General features: G+C 65.0%; 17 protein-coding genes. 6 read left to right on the forward strand and 11 right to left on the reverse strand.

The features are described 5' to 3' along the window. Nucleotides 1-224: 224 nt before the first annotated feature. The 5 genes from ACVW1C_RS19820 to ACVW1C_RS19840 all read right to left on the reverse strand — a co-directional run bounded on the left by ACVW1C_RS19820 (nucleotide 225) and on the right by ACVW1C_RS19840 (nucleotide 3,514). Entirely contained in the window at nucleotides 225-827 is a 603-nt protein-coding gene (locus ACVW1C_RS19820) for an ATP-dependent Clp protease proteolytic subunit (RefSeq protein WP_456759852.1), read from the reverse strand. Nucleotides 828-882: 55 nt separating this feature from the next. Beyond that, nucleotides 883-1,251, reverse strand: coding sequence for an SRPBCC family protein (locus tag ACVW1C_RS19825; RefSeq protein ID WP_456759853.1), 369 nt, complete (start codon nucleotides 1,249-1,251; stop codon nucleotides 883-885). Continuing rightward, nucleotides 1,248-1,562 (reverse strand): ArsR/SmtB family transcription factor, encoded by a 315-nt coding sequence (locus tag ACVW1C_RS19830; protein WP_456729344.1) that lies wholly within the window; start codon nucleotides 1,560-1,562, stop codon nucleotides 1,248-1,250. The genes ACVW1C_RS19825 and ACVW1C_RS19830 overlap by 4 nt, the downstream gene beginning before the upstream one ends. A gap of 141 nt (nucleotides 1,563-1,703) precedes the next feature. Continuing rightward, on the reverse strand, nucleotides 1,704-3,020 hold the full coding sequence (locus ACVW1C_RS19835; RefSeq protein ID WP_456759854.1) for an ammonium transporter: 1,317 nt from the start codon (nucleotides 3,018-3,020) through the stop codon (nucleotides 1,704-1,706). A 155-nt stretch (nucleotides 3,021-3,175) separates the two neighbouring features. After that, on the reverse strand, nucleotides 3,176-3,514 hold the full coding sequence (locus tag ACVW1C_RS19840; RefSeq protein ID WP_092121117.1) for a P-II family nitrogen regulator: 339 nt from the start codon (nucleotides 3,512-3,514) through the stop codon (nucleotides 3,176-3,178). Between the two features lie 326 nt (nucleotides 3,515-3,840). Here ACVW1C_RS19840 and ACVW1C_RS19845 point away from each other — a divergent pair, with 326 nt between their 5' ends. Continuing rightward, on the forward strand, nucleotides 3,841-4,734 hold the full coding sequence (locus ACVW1C_RS19845; RefSeq protein WP_456759855.1) for a DUF4339 domain-containing protein: 894 nt from the start codon (nucleotides 3,841-3,843) through the stop codon (nucleotides 4,732-4,734). A 98-nt stretch (nucleotides 4,735-4,832) separates the two neighbouring features. Here ACVW1C_RS19845 and tesB read toward each other — a convergent pair whose 3' ends face one another. After that, nucleotides 4,833-5,696, reverse strand: coding sequence for an acyl-CoA thioesterase II (gene tesB, locus ACVW1C_RS19850; protein WP_212312813.1), 864 nt, complete (start codon nucleotides 5,694-5,696; stop codon nucleotides 4,833-4,835). A gap of 231 nt (nucleotides 5,697-5,927) precedes the next feature. Between tesB and ACVW1C_RS19855 the strand changes: the two genes are divergently transcribed. Next, the gene (locus ACVW1C_RS19855) at nucleotides 5,928-7,148 is read left to right on the forward strand and encodes a ubiquinone biosynthesis hydroxylase (RefSeq protein ID WP_456759856.1); all 1,221 of its coding nucleotides are present in this window, start codon (nucleotides 5,928-5,930) and stop codon (nucleotides 7,146-7,148) included. A gap of 20 nt (nucleotides 7,149-7,168) precedes the next feature. On the opposite strand, the gene ACVW1C_RS19860 is transcribed toward ACVW1C_RS19855, so the two are convergent. The 3 genes from ACVW1C_RS19860 to ACVW1C_RS19870 all read right to left on the reverse strand — a co-directional run bounded on the left by ACVW1C_RS19860 (nucleotide 7,169) and on the right by ACVW1C_RS19870 (nucleotide 8,927). Next, nucleotides 7,169-8,083 carry an alpha/beta hydrolase gene (locus ACVW1C_RS19860; protein ID WP_456759857.1) on the reverse strand — a complete coding sequence of 305 codons (915 nt, stop codon included), beginning with the start codon at nucleotides 8,081-8,083 and terminating at the stop codon, nucleotides 7,169-7,171. A 62-nt stretch (nucleotides 8,084-8,145) separates the two neighbouring features. Then, nucleotides 8,146-8,343: a Trm112 family protein gene (locus tag ACVW1C_RS19865; RefSeq protein ID WP_018269337.1), complete on the reverse strand. Its 198-nt coding sequence runs from the start codon at nucleotides 8,341-8,343 to the stop codon at nucleotides 8,146-8,148. A 47-nt stretch (nucleotides 8,344-8,390) separates the two neighbouring features. Further along, nucleotides 8,391-8,927, reverse strand: coding sequence for a TetR/AcrR family transcriptional regulator (locus ACVW1C_RS19870; RefSeq protein ID WP_456759858.1), 537 nt, complete (start codon nucleotides 8,925-8,927; stop codon nucleotides 8,391-8,393). A gap of 93 nt (nucleotides 8,928-9,020) precedes the next feature. Here ACVW1C_RS19870 and ACVW1C_RS19875 point away from each other — a divergent pair, with 93 nt between their 5' ends. The 4 genes from ACVW1C_RS19875 to ACVW1C_RS19890 all read left to right on the forward strand — a co-directional run bounded on the left by ACVW1C_RS19875 (nucleotide 9,021) and on the right by ACVW1C_RS19890 (nucleotide 13,251). Further along, the gene (locus tag ACVW1C_RS19875; protein ID WP_092126409.1) at nucleotides 9,021-9,371 is read left to right on the forward strand and encodes a hypothetical protein; all 351 of its coding nucleotides are present in this window, start codon (nucleotides 9,021-9,023) and stop codon (nucleotides 9,369-9,371) included. A gap of 274 nt (nucleotides 9,372-9,645) precedes the next feature. Further along, on the forward strand, nucleotides 9,646-12,180 hold the full coding sequence (locus ACVW1C_RS19880) for a bifunctional diguanylate cyclase/phosphodiesterase (protein WP_456759859.1): 2,535 nt from the start codon (nucleotides 9,646-9,648) through the stop codon (nucleotides 12,178-12,180). 221 nt (nucleotides 12,181-12,401) lie between these two features. Further along, a complete protein-coding gene (locus ACVW1C_RS19885; RefSeq protein ID WP_456759860.1) occupies nucleotides 12,402-12,686 on the forward strand; it encodes a PepSY domain-containing protein in 285 nt (94 codons plus the stop codon). Between the two features lie 10 nt (nucleotides 12,687-12,696). Continuing rightward, nucleotides 12,697-13,251 (forward strand): cytochrome b/b6 domain-containing protein, encoded by a 555-nt coding sequence (locus ACVW1C_RS19890; RefSeq protein ID WP_456759861.1) that lies wholly within the window; start codon nucleotides 12,697-12,699, stop codon nucleotides 13,249-13,251. Nucleotides 13,252-13,267: 16 nt separating this feature from the next. On the opposite strand, the gene ACVW1C_RS19895 is transcribed toward ACVW1C_RS19890, so the two are convergent. Both ACVW1C_RS19895 and trxA read right to left on the reverse strand, forming a co-directional pair. After that, nucleotides 13,268-13,942, reverse strand: a complete 675-nt coding sequence (locus ACVW1C_RS19895) for an LON peptidase substrate-binding domain-containing protein (protein WP_456759862.1) — start codon at nucleotides 13,940-13,942, stop codon at nucleotides 13,268-13,270. 31 nt (nucleotides 13,943-13,973) lie between these two features. Beyond that, entirely contained in the window at nucleotides 13,974-14,894 is a 921-nt protein-coding gene (trxA, locus tag ACVW1C_RS19900; protein ID WP_456759863.1) for a thioredoxin, read from the reverse strand. Between the last annotated feature and the right edge of the window lie 130 nt (nucleotides 14,895-15,024).

A 15,024-nucleotide genomic window follows, 5' to 3' on the forward strand; every position in this document is an offset into this window, starting at 1 on the left:
CCGGGACCCTTAGAATCAAATGCCGTGCCAAACGGCGCGGGTTCGCTAATGGATTATGAATCCGGACCTTTTCCCGCATTGCGGGAGCCAGCTGCGGCTGCGGTATTCCGTCGCGCCTAAAATCTAATCAGACTGGCCTAATTCATGAGCAAGCCAGGGTCCGGACACAATTCTGCTCAGTGGCGGTGCACGCGCCGGTATTCTGATAAAGTAATGCTAGGTCATTAGGCGGCGTCGCGCGCCGCAAAAACCCTGTCGATCAATCCCCATTCGAGCGCCTGCTCCGCCGACATGAAGTGATCGCGGTCCAGGGTCCGTTCCACCTCCGCCTCGGTGCGCCGGCAATGCTGGGCGTAAAGCCGGATGATGCGCCGCTTGGTCGCCTGCATCTCGGCGGCATGGATCTGGATGTCGGAGGCCTGGCCCTGGAAGCCGCCGAGCGGCTGATGCACGTGCAGGCTGGCATTCGGGAGCGCCGCGCGGTGACCGGGCTCGCCGGCCATCAGCAGGAACGACCCCATCGAGCGCGCGGTGCCCATGCACAGCGTGTGCACCGGCGCCTTGATGAACTGCATGGTGTCGTACATCGCAAGCCCGCTGGTGACCACGCCGCCATAGGAGTTGATGTAGAGGTTGATCGGCTTGTTCGGGTTGTCGGCCTCGAGGAACAGAAGCTGCGCGCAGACCAGCCCGGACATCGCATCATTGACCTCGCCGTTGAGGAAGATGATGCGTTCGCGCAGCAGCCTGGAATAGATGTCGAAGGAGCGTTCGCCGCGGGTCGATTGTTCGACGACCATGGGGACGAGTTGCATCATGTCGCGCATCGGCGACCTCCATGTCTGCAGGTGATTGAGACTTAGCGGATGATGAAGTCTGCGATCAGGCCGCGCGCATCAGGGTGCGGCCGTTGCTGTTGGCCGCTTGCGGCTGGTTTTCCCTGACACCGCGGATTTCCTGGCAGGCTTGCTGGATGATGCGAAACCGGGTGCCGCCGGCCTCGTTCGGCTCGATCCGGAAGGTGACATGACTCTCGCGAAACGGCGGCTCGGAATCGCGGAGCCGGTAGCGCACCTCTTCGCCCGTGATCGATGATTCCGGCTCAGCGCCCGCGAGATCACAATCCGGCAGCCAGCGCTCGCGCAGGGCTGGAATGGTGACGGCGCGCCAGACTTTTTCGGGCGGCGCATCGAGCTCGTATTCCATCACCAGGGCGGTGTCGGCGTGATCAGGCTTCACTGCGTCGCTCATTGATCCATGTCCTTCAGCAGATCGGCGAGCGCCTCGATGCGCTTCGGCCAATAGGCGCGGTAGCGGGCGAGCCAGGTCCCGATGCTGGCGATGCCGTCCGGGTCGACTTCATAGTTCACGAAGCGGCCCTGCCGCTGCTCGCGCACCAGTCCGGCCGCGCGCAGCACCGCCAGATGCTGCGACATCGCCGGCTGGCTGATTTCCAATCCGTCGCGCAAAGCGCTGGCATTCAGGCTGCCGCCGGCCAGCTTCTCGAAGACCTTGCGGCGGGTCGGATCGGCCAGCGCCTTGAAGATATCGGTATCGACCATGCCGACACATAAGCATACACTTATGTGTCGTGCAAGCGTGAACTCTACGCGCGCCGTGCGGCGTGAGATCGCGGCGCCCGGTTCCTTTGCATGGGGTTGTTTTGCGAGTTTGCCCTCGCGGCGCCCCCATGACCTCGGCCGCTACTGCAGCGCCTCGCCGTGCTGCGATATGTCGAGGCCCTCCAGCTCCTGCTGCATCGAGACCCGCAAGGGGACGAAGGCCGAGACCAGCTTGAGCAGCACGAAGGTGACGCCGCCGCACCAGAGCGCCGTAACGACGACGCCGTAGAGCTGGATCAGCAGCTGCTGCGGATTGCCCTCCAGCAGGCCGGAGGTGCCGCCGATCGCCGCGGTGGCGAAAACGCCCGCGAGCAGCGTGCCGGTCAGGCCGCCGATGCCGTGGACGCCGAACACGTCGAGCGAGTCGTCATACTGGAAGCGGTGCTTCAGCCAGGTACAGGCCCAGAAGCAGACCATGCCGGCAATGATGCCGATGACGATGCCGTGCCACGGCGCGACGAAGCCGGATGCCGGGGTGATGGTGCCGAGCCCCGCGACCGCGCCCGAGATCATGCCGAGCACCGACGGCTTGCGGCGCGTCGCCCATTCGATCGCGCCCCAGGTCAGCGCGCCGGCGCAGGCCGCAAGATGGGTGGCGGTGATCGCCATCACTGCGCGCGAATTGGCCGCCAGCGCCGAGCCGCCGTTGAAGCCGAACCAGCCGACCCAGAGCAGGCCGGTGCCGACCACGGCGAGCGACAGGTCGAACGGCGACAAATTCTCGCTGCCATAGCCGTGCCGGTTGCCCATCACCTTGGCCGCGACCAGGCCGCTGATGCCGGCGGACAGATGCACGACGAGGCCGCCGGCGAAGTCCATCACGCCCATCGAGGCGAGGAAGCCGCCGCCCCATACCCAATGCGCCAGCGGCACATAGGCGAAGATGAACCAGCCGATCGAGAACAGCACATAGGCGGAGAACCGCATGCGGTCGGCGACCGAGCCGGCAACCAGCGCCACCGTGATGATCGCAAACGTCATCTGGTACAGCATGAACAGCGCTTCCGGGATGGTCTTTGCCGCCGGATTGACGCTGTCCATCGTGATGCCTGCGAGGAACCAGCTGTCGAGCGAGCCGAGCCACGGGCCGTTGCCGACGAAGGTCAGCGAATAGCCGAAGATGACCCACAGGATCGAAATGATCGCAACGGCCGTGAGGCTCTGCGCCATCGTCGCCAGCACGTTCTTCTTGCGCACCATGCCGGAGTAGAACAGCGCGAGCCCCGGGATCGTCATCATCAGCACCAGCGCGGTGGCGACCATCATCCAGGCGGTGTCGGCGGCGTTAATACCGGTGGCGCTGGAGTCTTGAGCTGACGCCGGCGTACCCCACGAGAGCAGGATTGCAGCAGTGATCGGCGCAGCTGATATCGCTGCACGAAGAGCTCGTGCCCCCATCATCATTCCCCGGCGTGTCGTCGTTTCTTGGTGTGGATTTCGGCGTGCACCGGCGTCGTTGCCGGCTATGATCTCGAACTTTTCTTGAGCGTGATCTTTTCGGAAAACCGGCTTCCACTTTTCCGGATCAAGCTCCAGGAGCCATGCTTCAAGGCTCAGAGCGCGTCGTTGTCGGTCTCGCCGGTGCGGATGCGCAGCGCGTGGTCGATCGGCGTCACGAAGATCTTGCCGTCGCCGATCTGGCCGGTGCGGGCGTGCTCGGTGATGACGCTGACCGCCTTGTCGGCGAGCGCGGTGTCGACGGCGATCTCGATCCTGAGCTTGGGCAGGAAATTCACGACATATTCGGCGCCGCGATAGATCTCGGTGTGGCCCTTCTGGCGGCCATAGCCCTTCACCTCAGTCACCGTCATGCCGTGAACGCCGATCGCCGTCAGGGCCTGGCGTACCTCATCGAGCTTGAACGGTTTGATGATCGCGACGACGAGTTTCATGGTTCAAGCCTTCATTTCCTTGAGGTTTTCCGTGTGCGCCCATCCCCGGAGCGGCACTTGCCGTCTCCGGAGCGGCACTTGCCATCTCCGAGCCTGCACGTCCCGCTACCGGAGCGGCAATTTGCCGTCCGCCAAATCTGGCAGCTTTCTGGGCAAATGGCATAAAAAAGTTGCAGGTTGAAGGGGAAAACGTGCGCAGCGCGTGAACTCCGTCACTGTACGGGACGACAACCGTCGGCCAGAATATGGCTTTCCCGCCCCGGCCAGCGCTCCCGCTGGCTCATTCTCGCCACAGCGCGTGCACCCGCGCCCCGAGGAACAATAAAATGTCGAATCGAAACTGGTTTTATGCATCTGAAGGCCAGCAAAAAGGCCCCCTGCCTGAAGCTCAGCTCCGCGACCTGATCACCCGTGGCATGGTGGGCGCCGATACCCTGGTGTGGACCGAGGGCATGGCCGGCTGGCAGAAGGCCGGGGAGATTCCCGGCCTTGTTCCGAGCGCCGCCGGTGCGCCGCCGGCGTTTCCGCAGGCCGGCGGACCCCCGCCGGTGGCCGCATCGGCAGGCTATAGCGGCGGCGCGCTGTCCGCCGACTTCCCGATCTGGGGCCTGTTCGGGCGCAGCTTGCTGATGTTCATCGGCGAGATTTTCGTCATCCCCGCGCCGTGGACCGCGACCGGCCTATACCGTTTCGCGATTCCCAATATCCGCGTGCCGGGCCGGCCGCATCTCGGCTTCACCGGGCAGCCGCTCGACATCTGGTACGTCTTCATCGTGCTCGGTCTTCTGACCTATGCCGGAGCGGCCAACAGCAACATCGTCACGCTGCTCTCGCTGCTGCTGCAGGGCTTCCTGAGCTGGATGATCGTTCGCTGGATCTTCAGCCGTCTCAGCTCGAGCGGCCAGGAGCTGCCCATCTCGTTCAACGGCAGCGCGGCGGTCTATGTCGGCTGGTACGTGCTGATGGTGATCGCGGCCGTCACCATCATCGGTTGGGCCTGGGTGATGACGGCGTGGTTGCGCTGGATCTGCCGCAACGTCGAAGGCACGCGCCGCGAGGTCACCTTCAATGCCTCGGGCCTCGAGGTGCTGTGGCGAACCATCGTGTTCTCGGTCGGCTGCGCTTTTCTGATCCCGATTCCGTGGGTGCTGCGCTGGTACGCCAACTGGTTCATCTCGCAATTCGCGCTGACCGAGCGCGGCGCCTACGCAGGCGCCTGAGCGGGCTAAAGCGCGATGAGGTCAGGTTGATCGTCATCGCGCTTGAGGTCCTCTTTTGATCTTTTCGGAAAAACGCTTCGCGCTCTTCCGGATAATGCTTACGCCTTGCGTTCGCGCACCGAGCCTTCCTGCGCGACGGACGCCACCAGCGTGCCGTCGGGCTTGAAGATCTGGCCGCGGGTCAGGCCGCGGCCGGACTGCGCGCTCGGCGAATCCTGCGCGTAGAGCAGCCATTCGTCGGCGCGGAACGGGCGGTGAAACCACATCGCGTGATCGAGGCTCGCCGGCATCATGCGCCGGTCGAACAGCGTGCGGCCGTAGCGCGCCATGACCGCATCGAGCAGCGAGAAATCCGATGCATAGGCGAGTGCGCACAGATGCAGCGCCGGATCGTCGGGCAATTTCGCCGCGGTACGGATCCAGACATGGATGCGGCCATCCTCGATCTGCTGACCGAAATAGCGGCCGAGCTCGACCGGGCGCAGCTCGATCGGCCGGTCGCTCTCATAGTAGCGGCGGATGAATTCCGGCATTTCCTTGAACATCGGCTGCTTCGACACTTCCTCCGCGGTCAGCTTCTCCGGCGGCGGCACGTCGGGCATCTTCTCCTGATGATTGAAGTTGCTCTCCTCTTCGGCGTGGAACGAGACCATAATGGAGAAGATCGCGTTGCCGTGCTGGATCGCGGTGACGCGTCGGGTGGTGTAGCTCTTGCCGTCGCGCAGCCGCTCTACCTGGTAGATGATCGGGATCTGCGGATCGCCCGGCAGGATGAAATAGCAATGGATCGAGTGCGGCAGCCGGCCCTCGACGGTTCGGCAGGCCGCGACCATCGCCTGGCCGATCACCTGGCCGCCGAACACGCGCTGCCAGCTGGTCTTCGGGCTGTTGCCGCGGAACAAATTCACCTCGAGCTGCTCGAGATCGAGGATGGACAACAGGTCGATCAGGCTCTTGGACATGAGGGGTGCGTCCTGAATGGGTTAAATGCCGTCACTCCGGGGCTCGCGAAGGAGAGCCCGGAATCCATTCATCCACGGAAGATGCGGCCTGATGGATTCCGGGTTCGCGCGTTGCGCGCCCCGGAATGACGACGGGGCTGATTAGCCGCTCTTGTTTCTGCCCCCTGTTTCGCCCAGCTATTATCAGGTAGCAAGCACAGTCTGAGAGCGCGGGGCGCGTAAAGGAACGGCATGCCGGCACAGCGAAGTATTGTCATCTGCGGGGGCGCTTTTGCGGGTCTGGCGCTGGCCGTGGCGTTGCGCCAGGGGCTCGGGCCGGACATTCCGGTCATCGTGGCCGATCCGGCGCTGGGCCAGCGCCCGAGCCGCGATCCCCGTGCGACCGCGATCGTGGCGGCCTGCCGGCGGTTGTTCGAGACCCTCGGCGTCTGGGGGCAGGTGGCGCCGACGGCGCAGCCGATCACGGACATGGTCGTGACCGACTCCAAGTTGGAGGACGCCACGCGTCCGGTGTTCCTGACCTTCGCCGGCAATGTCGAGCCCGGCGAGCCGTTCGCCCATATGGTGGAGAATCGCTATCTGATCGATGCGCTCGCAACCCGCGCCGAGGCCGAGGGCGTCGAGCTGCGCGCCATCGCGGTGTCGAGTTTCGACTCGCGGCCCGACGGCGTCAGCGTCCGGCTGGCCGACGGCACCGAGATCGATGCGAGCCTGCTGGTTGCCGCCGACGGCGCGCGATCGAAGCTGCGCGAGCGCGCCGGGATCGCGACCCATGGCTGGGACTATGACCAATCCGGCATCGTGGTCACCGTCGGACACGAGCGCGAACATCACGGCCGCGCCGAGGAGCATTTCCTGCCCGCGGGTCCATTCGCGATCCTGCCGCTGACCGGCAATCGCTCGTCGCTGGTGTGGACCGAGACGTGCAAGAACGCCGCGCGCATCACGGCGCTGAGCGAGGCGGAATTCCACGCCGAGCTCGAGCAGCGTTTTGGTTTGCACCTCGGTGAGATCAAGGCGCTCGACAAGCCGCGCGCATTCCCGCTCGGCTATTTCGTCGCGCGCTCGTTCATTGCGGAACGGCTGGCGCTGATCGGCGACGCCGCGCATGTGATCCATCCGATCGCAGGACAAGGGCTCAACATGGGCCTGAAGGATGTCGCGGCACTTGCCGAGGTGGTCGTCGATGCGGCGCGGCTCGGCATGGACCTCGGACAAGCCGACGTACTCGAGCGCTATCAGCGCTGGCGGCGCTTCGATACGATGGCGATGGGCGTTGCCACCAACTCGCTCAACTTCCTGTTCTCCAACGAATCGACGCTGCTGCGCACCGTGCGCGACATCGGATTGGGCCTCGTCGATCGCGCGCCGCCGCTGAAGAGCATGTTCATCCGCCAGGCCGCGGGATTGTCAGGCGAAGTGCCGCGGCTGCTGAAGGGCGAGGCGCTGTAGCCTTCGTAGCCCGCATCCACTCATTTCTGGGAAATGAAGCCTGCCACTGTATCGATCAGGTCGGGGTCGAGCGACCGCTCCGGCTCGTTGTAGCTTGCCATGTCGTCCGCCGCGTCGGTGACGTCGACCAGCAGGTGATTCATGTCTGGCAGCCACAATGATTTGGCCGCGAAGTCGGCGGTGGTGAGTGCGAGGAAGTCGAGCCGCGCCAGCTGATGGTCGCGGCCGCCCGCGACGATGAGCGTTGGCCCGGTGATCTTCTTCATCGGATCGATCGGATCCTCGGTAAAGGCGGATGCGATGGCGGCCTGCATCGCAGGCGCGATCGCCAGCCCAGCCGGCGGCGGGTTGACGATCTGCCCGGCCATGATGTCGTCGATGGCCTTGCCGATCGGCGCGAATTTGTCCGGCGGCAGCTGCTTTTCGAGCTGCGCCTTCAACAGGTCGCCCTGCTTGCGCGCCGCCGTTGCCAGCAGCACCAGCCGGTCGATCGGCACGCGCTGTGCGGCGAGGATCGCGACCAGGCCGCCTTCGCTGTGCCCGACCACCGCAACATGAGCGAACTTGCCGCTGCCGCGCAGATACTCGATCAGTGCCCTCGCGTCGCCGACATAGTCCTTGAAGCGAAAGTCCTCCGGACGGCCGAACTCCTTCTTCCATTCGCCGGCGCCGCGCTTGTCGTAGCGCAGCGTCGCGATGCCGCGTGCGACCAGCTGCTCGGAGAGTTTCTTCAACGTTGCCGGCTTGAGCTGCGGCCCGTTGCCGTCATGATCGGTCGAGCCGGAGCCGGCGATCAGCAGCGCCACCGGCGGTTTTGCGATGTCGGACGGCACGGTCAGTACCGCGTCAATGGCGCCGATGCGCAGCCTGCTCTCGTCGGCCGTCGCGCTCGCCACCGAGACGAGCAGCAGCAGCCATGTGACGAGGGCGCGCATGTGGCCTCTTATTGGAGCATGATCTTTTCGGAAAACCGCCTCACACTTTTCCGGATCAGGCTCTAGTCGATCTTGCGCGCCTCTTCCGGCAACATGATCGGGATGCCGTCGCGGATCGGATAGGCGAGCTTTGCGGAGCGTGAGATCAGCTCCTGTCGCGCTGCGTCGAACTCCAATGGTCCCTTGGTGATCGGGCACACCAGGATTTCGAGCAGTTTTGGGTCGGCGGTGCTTTCGAGATGATCGGTCGTGGAATTCATGGATGGCTCCAGCTGACCCGTAATGTAGCACAGTCAAATGTCGGCTGTCAGCGCTTGGTCATCCGCAACAGCTCGTCGATTGCGGCCTGCTGACGCGGCTTCGGCAGCGTCTGCTCGGACAGCGCGTAGCCGATGAACGCCCAATAGAAGATCTGCGCCCGGCCGCGCGCCACGCCGTCGGGGAATCCGGCATGCCGGAGCAGGGTTTCGATATAGCCGATGCGGCGCTGGTCGACCTCGAGCACGGCGGCGCGCGCCACGGCATCGGCGGTCGCCCAGCTGCGTACCGCGCGTTCGAGTGCCATTCGCGCCGAGAAGGTCCGGCGCAGCAGCAGCGCCAGCGCGTCGCCGCCTTCCGGAATGGTCTCGAGCTCGGCGATCACCTGCTCGGCGGCAACCTCGCGCCAATGGTTGAGGATCGCGGTCCGGTAGGCGCCGATGTCGGCGAAATGCCAGTAGAAGCTGCCGCGCGAGACCCCCATGGCCTTGGCCAGCGGTTCGGCCTTGAGCGCCGTGAAGCCGTGCTTCGCCAGCGTCTTCAGGCCCTGATCGAGCCAGTCCTTGACCGAAAGCTGTTCCATCATGGTTCCCCGTCCGCGTCCGGACCATACACAAGTGTATTGACAGGCGCCAGCCGGCGGTGTCCTATCCATACAGTACTGTATGGAGATATCGCGATGCGTGATCTTCTGCTGCAAGGCGCCGGACTCATCGCCATTCTGGTCAGCCTGATCCATGGCGTTCTCGGCGAGACCAAAGTGTTCGCACGCGCCACCGTCGAGCCGCCGCGGCTGCGTCTCTTGCTTCGTCTGGTCTATCAGGCCGGCACGGTCGCCTGGATCGGCGGCGGCGTGCTGCTGGTCGCCGCGCCGGCGATGGCCTCCGATGCCGCGCGGCACTGGATCGTGGCAACGCTCGCCATCGTGTTCGGCAGCGCCGCGCTCGCCAATGCGGTCGCGACCCGCGGCCGGCATTTTGGCTGGATGGCGATGAGCGCCGTCGTGGCGCTCGCCGCCGCCGGCTATTAGCGGGCGCGGGACGACCGATCGCATCGGCCTGCGCATGTTTCGGCGAGAACGCGCAGGGCGAGGCGTCGCTGGTCGCAACCGGCGAAACCGTCCTGGTTCCGCCGAAGGCTGAAGACGTGCGATCGCAGGTCGTGTGCAATATTTATAGGGTCATCAATTTCCGTGCGGAATCGGCTTACGCGCGGATAACCATGCCACTGAAAGTTGTAGAAAATTATCGAGACAACAATTCAATCGGCCTAGCTTGTCCGAGCGGACAACCATGGACCGACACATGTTTCGTGTTCTTACGTGTCTTTCAGGTGAGCATGACTGGCGGCTCGTTCTGCTCGCCGGCCTGGTCTGCTTCGTTGCCAGCATTGTCGCCGTCAACATCTTCCATCGCGCGATCGCGTCGCAGGCGAGGACGCGGCTGATCTGGATCGCGATCGCGGGAGCTGCGATCGGCTACGGCATCTGGGCAACGCATTTCATCGCCATGCTCGCCTACGAGCCGGGCGTGCCGACCGGCTACGGCATCGTCCTCACGGCGCTGTCGCTCGCCGTCGCGATGATGCTGACGTCCGGCGGCCTCGGCCTTGCCGCCAGCGACTCCGGCTCCTGGCGTGCGCCGGTCGGTGGTGCGGTGATCGGAGCCGGCATCGCCAGCATGCATTATCTCGGAATGTGGGCGCTGGAAGTGCCGGGCCACGTGGTGTGGTCGATGGATCTCGTGGCGGCCTCCATCGTGCTCGGCATGCTGTTCGGTTACGCCGCGCTGTCGGTCGCGGTCCGCTATCAGGATCGCTGGATGTCGCTGGTCGCGGCGCTGTTGCTGACGCTTGCGATCGTGTCGCATCATTTCACCGCGATGGGCGCGGTCGAGATCGTTCCGGACCCGCTGCAAGCTCCGGAAGCCCTGTCGCTCTCTCCCGCTTTCCTCGCCATCGCGATCGCGGGCGTGGCGCTCTCGGTGCTCGGGATGAGCCTGGTCGGCGTGCTTGCCGACCGGCGCCTCGCGCTTCGCACCCGCCGCTTCGAGGAGATCATCAGCCAGCTTTCGCTGGCGCGGCAGCAGGTCGAGGCCTCGCAGAAGGAGCTGGAGGAACAACGGCTCCGGCTGGATACGGCGATCAACCACATGGGCGAGGGCCTCTGCATGTTCGATGCGGAGAAGCGCCTCGTGGTGTGCAACGATCGCTACGCCAAGATGTACCGGCTGCCGCCCGAATTGCTGCTGCCCGGCACGGCTCATCGCGAGATCATCACGCATCGGATCGCCAACGGCATTCTCAAGGGCGAGACCAGCGCCAGCGCCGCGACCCAGGTGCTCGCAACACTGAATGCGCTGCCGGCCGACGAGATCAGCAGCCGGGTCGACGAGCTTGCCGACGGCCGCCTGATCTGCGTGACGCGGCAGCCGATGCCCGGCGGCGGCTGGGTGGCGACGCATCGCGACGTCACCGAGCAGCGGCGCTCCGAGGCCAAGATCACCCATATGGCGCAACACGACGCGCTGACCGATTTGCCGAATCGCGTGCTGCTCAAGGAGTGGATGGAGCAGGCGCTCTCCGGCGCGCGGTGCGGCGGGCCGAGCCTCGCGGTGCTGATGCTCGATCTCGACCGCTTCAAGGACGTCAACGACACGCTCGGACACCCGGCGGGCGATGCGTTGCTGAAGTCGGTGGCCGCACGGTTGCGCCGGTGCGTCAGCGACACGACGCTGGTCGCGCGGCTCGGTGGCGACGAATTCGCGGTGATCGACCACGTCAGCGATCCGGTCGCGGAAGCCGGTGTGCTCGCGGAGAAGATCAAAAAGGCGCTCAGCGAGCCGATCGATCTCGGCGATCATCGGGTGACCACCACGAGCAGCATCGGGATTGCGATCGCACCGCGCGACGGCAGCCATTCCGACGAGGTGCTGCGCAGCGCCGATCTTGCGCTCTATTCGGCCAAGAGCGGCGGACGCGGCTCGTTCCGCTTCTTCGAGCCGGAGCTCGATCGGCAGCTGCGGACCCGGCGCAGCCTTGAGCGCGACATGCGTAGCGCGCTCGCCAACGGTGAGTTCGAGCTGTACTATCAGCCGTTCATCAATGTCGCGAGCGGGGAGACCTGTGGCTTCGAGGCGCTGTTGCGATGGCATCATCCGCAACGCGGCATGGTCTCGCCGGCGCAGTTCATTCCTCTGGCGGAAGAGACCGGCCTGATCGTGCCGCTCGGCGAATGGGTGCTGCGCACCGCGTGTGCAGAAGCCGCCAAATGGCCCGGTGATCTCAAGATCGCGATCAATCTGTCGCCGGTGCAGTTCAGGAGCCCGGAGCTGGTCCCGGTGATCGTGCACGCGCTGGCGAGCTCGGGGGTTTCGCCTGACAGGCTCGAGCTCGAAGTCACCGAAACGGCGATCATCCAGGACAGCGAGGCGGTGTTCGCGGCGCTCAGTCAGATGCATGATCTCGGGGTGCGGATCGCGCTCGACGATTTCGGTACCGGCTATTCGTCGCTGAGCTTCCTGCAGAAGTTTCCGTTCGACAAGGTCAAGATCGACCGCAGCTTCGTGTCCGAACTCTCGGGCGCAACTGACGAGTCGCGCCGGATTGCGCGCGCGGTCGTTCGCTTCGCGGTCAGCCTCGGCAAGACGACGACGGCCGAAGGCGTCGAGACCAGGGAGCAGCTCGACATCCTGCGCGCCGACGCCTGCGTGGAAGTGCAGGGCTTCCACTTCAGCCCCGCGGTCCAGAGCGAGAAGGTCGCAGAGATGCTCGGTGGGCGGACCCGGACAGCGACCGATCGGCCTGCAGTTCGCCTCGCGATGGCGGGCGCCGCGTCCTGACCGAGGGCCCCGCCAGCAGATTCGGATAACCATGAGGCGTAAGGCCGCAGCAAGCGGTCAAAACGAAAATGCGCGTGGAGCGCAAAGCGGTTTTCGCGACCGTTAGAATTTCTCTAAAGCGTGCCGCGTCCGCGCTTCCTTGACTTGGCAATCACCTCGGCATTGTTCACGCATGTGCTCGGCGCGATCGCGCTGTGGGCACGATCGTCAACGGAGGGGAGATGCGTGTGAGAGTGATTTTCAGCGCTGCGCTTGCAGCGTGCGTTCTGGGGCTTTTGGGATCGGCGGCGTTCGCCGATGGCTACAAGACTTGCACCAAGCTCGACAAGGCGTCGTGGAAGCCGGCAAGCGATGCCGAAGCCAAGGCCAAGGCGGCGGGCTATGAGGTGCGCCGCTCGAAGGTCGAGGGCTCCTGCTACGAAGTGTACGGCGTCAAGGAAGGCAAGCTCTACGAGCTGTTCTACAGCCCGGAGGATCTCAGCCTGAAGCACACGATCGCAAAGTGAAGCAGGCGCGATGACCAAGGCGGCGCCCGGCGCCCGCAGCGCCACCACCGTGCAGGTCTGGGACCTGCCGCTGCGGATCTGGCACTGGGCGCTCGCCATCCTCGTCCTGGTGGCCTGGGTGACGCCCAACGTCCATGACCGGCTGCACCGGCTGGCGGGTTATGCCGTGATCGGGCTATTGGCGTTCCGGCTGATCTGGGGCTTCGCCGGCACGCGCTATGCGCGCTTCGGCAAACTCGGCGTTCGATTGCGTGCCGCGCCGCGCTATATCTGGAATCTCCGCCGCGGCATCACCGGCCGCTATATCGGGCTCAATCCCGCGGGCACCGTGATGCTGGTGGCACTGCTGCTCACGCTCGCGGTCTCCGCGATTACGGGTGCAATGGAGGTCACCGTCACCTTCTTCGGCGTCTGGTGGGTCGAGGACACCCACGCCTATGCCTCGGATGCGGTCATCATCCTGGTCGGGCTGCACGTGCTCGGCGTCATCGTGGTGGGATTGCTGCAGCGTCAGAACCTGGTGCGCGCGATGTTCACCGGGCGCAAGCGGCTTCGCAATCGTTGATCTGTCTGACCGCGCCTCATTGCACCGGCGGGTCGCCGGAGGTGCGCTTCTTGGCGAGGTCCATCTCGGTGACCGCGATCAGGATCTCGGCGCGGGTCTTCAGGTCGGGCGCCTCGAGCATCGCCTGCTTCTCGGCCGGACCATAGGGCGACATCATCGCCAGCGCATTGACCAGCGCCTCGTTCGGCGCGGATTCGATGCCTTCCCAGTCGACCTTCAGATTGTTGGCTTCCAGGAAATCCGCCAGCACATCGAGCAGCGCCTTGCGATCGACGGCGTCCTCGCCCTTGCGCGCGGTGAAGTCGCCGGCGAAGGAGAAGAAGTCGACCTTGCACTGCCGGTACGGCGTCTGCACGGTCAGCTCCTCGACCACCTTGAAGCGCGCGACGCCGGTCAGTTCGAGGATGTAGCGGCCGTCGCCGGATTCGGCGAGCTGGGTGATGCGGCCGACGCAGCCGACGCGGAACAGCGCCGGCTTTGCCTCGTTCTGCGAATGCGCCACGTCGGGCTGGATCATGCCGATCAGGCGGTGACCGTCGCGCAGCGCGTCGTCGATCATCGCGAGATAACGCGGCTCGAAGATGTTGAGCGGCATCTGGCCGCGCGGCAACAGCAGCGCGCCAGGCAGCGGGAACACCGGGATCACCTCGGGGAGCTCGCCGGGCCCGCGATATTCGGCATTGATCGGCATCTGCGGTCCCGCTGCTGTGACGGGGCGTGCGTTACGAGAATAGAATCGTCGACAACCGCCTGCGCCCCTCGACGGTTGCCTCATCGGTGCCGCCCCACGCCTCGAAGAACTGCACCAGCTGCTTGCGCGCGCCGTCGTCGTTCCACTTGCGGTCACGCTTGACGATCGCGAGCAGCTGCTCGGTCGCTTCAGCGCGCTTGTTCATGGCATTGAGCGCGGTCGCGAGATCGAATCGGGCCTGATGGTCGAGCGGGTTTGCCGCGACTTTCTGTTCCAGCTCGGCGATCGGGCCGACCGACTGGGCCTGTTCGGCAAGATCGATCGCCGCCTGCACCGCCTTCACCGCGGCGTCATTGCGCTTGGATTCCGGCACCATCGCGAGCGTCTGCTTGGCCTGCTCGACCGCACCCGACGTGACGTAGCACTTGGCGAGGCCGGCCAGCCCCGCGATGTTGGTGGCGTCGTGCGCCAGCACCTCGGCATAGATCTGCGCCGCACCCTCGACGTCGCCCTCGGCAAGCACGGCGTCGGCCTCGGCCAGGATCTCCGCAAGATTGGGCTCGCCGGCGGCGGGCACACCCTTGGTGATCTTCTCGATGAAGGCGTTGATCTGGCTCTCCGGCACCGCGCCCATGAAGCCATCGGCGGGCTGGCCGCCCACGAAGGCGATCACGGCCGGGATCGACTGGATGCCCATCTGGCCGGGGATCTGCGGATGCTCATCGATGTTCATCTTGACCAGCTTGACCCGGCCCTTGGCGTTGCGAACCGCCTTTTCCAGCATTGGGGTAAGCTGGCGGCACGGACCGCACCACGGCGCCCAGAAGTCGATCATGACCGGCTGGCGGCGCGATTCCTCGATGACGTCCTTGACGAAGGTCTGGGTCGTCGTCTCCTTGATCAGATCGGGCGCTGCCTCGGGCGTGGGGCCGCCCTGCTCCATTATCGTCACGTTGTCCTCGCCTTGGTCTTCTGAGGTCGGAAAATACGCGGCCGTTCTAGCACGCTCCGGACGGCGTGTTCAGCCGTTCTGTCAGCCCAGAGCATGATCCCGGAACATGCTTCGTAGATGGCGGTTGGCC

The sequence above is a fragment of the Bradyrhizobium sp. USDA 4011 genome (assembly GCF_054063415.1).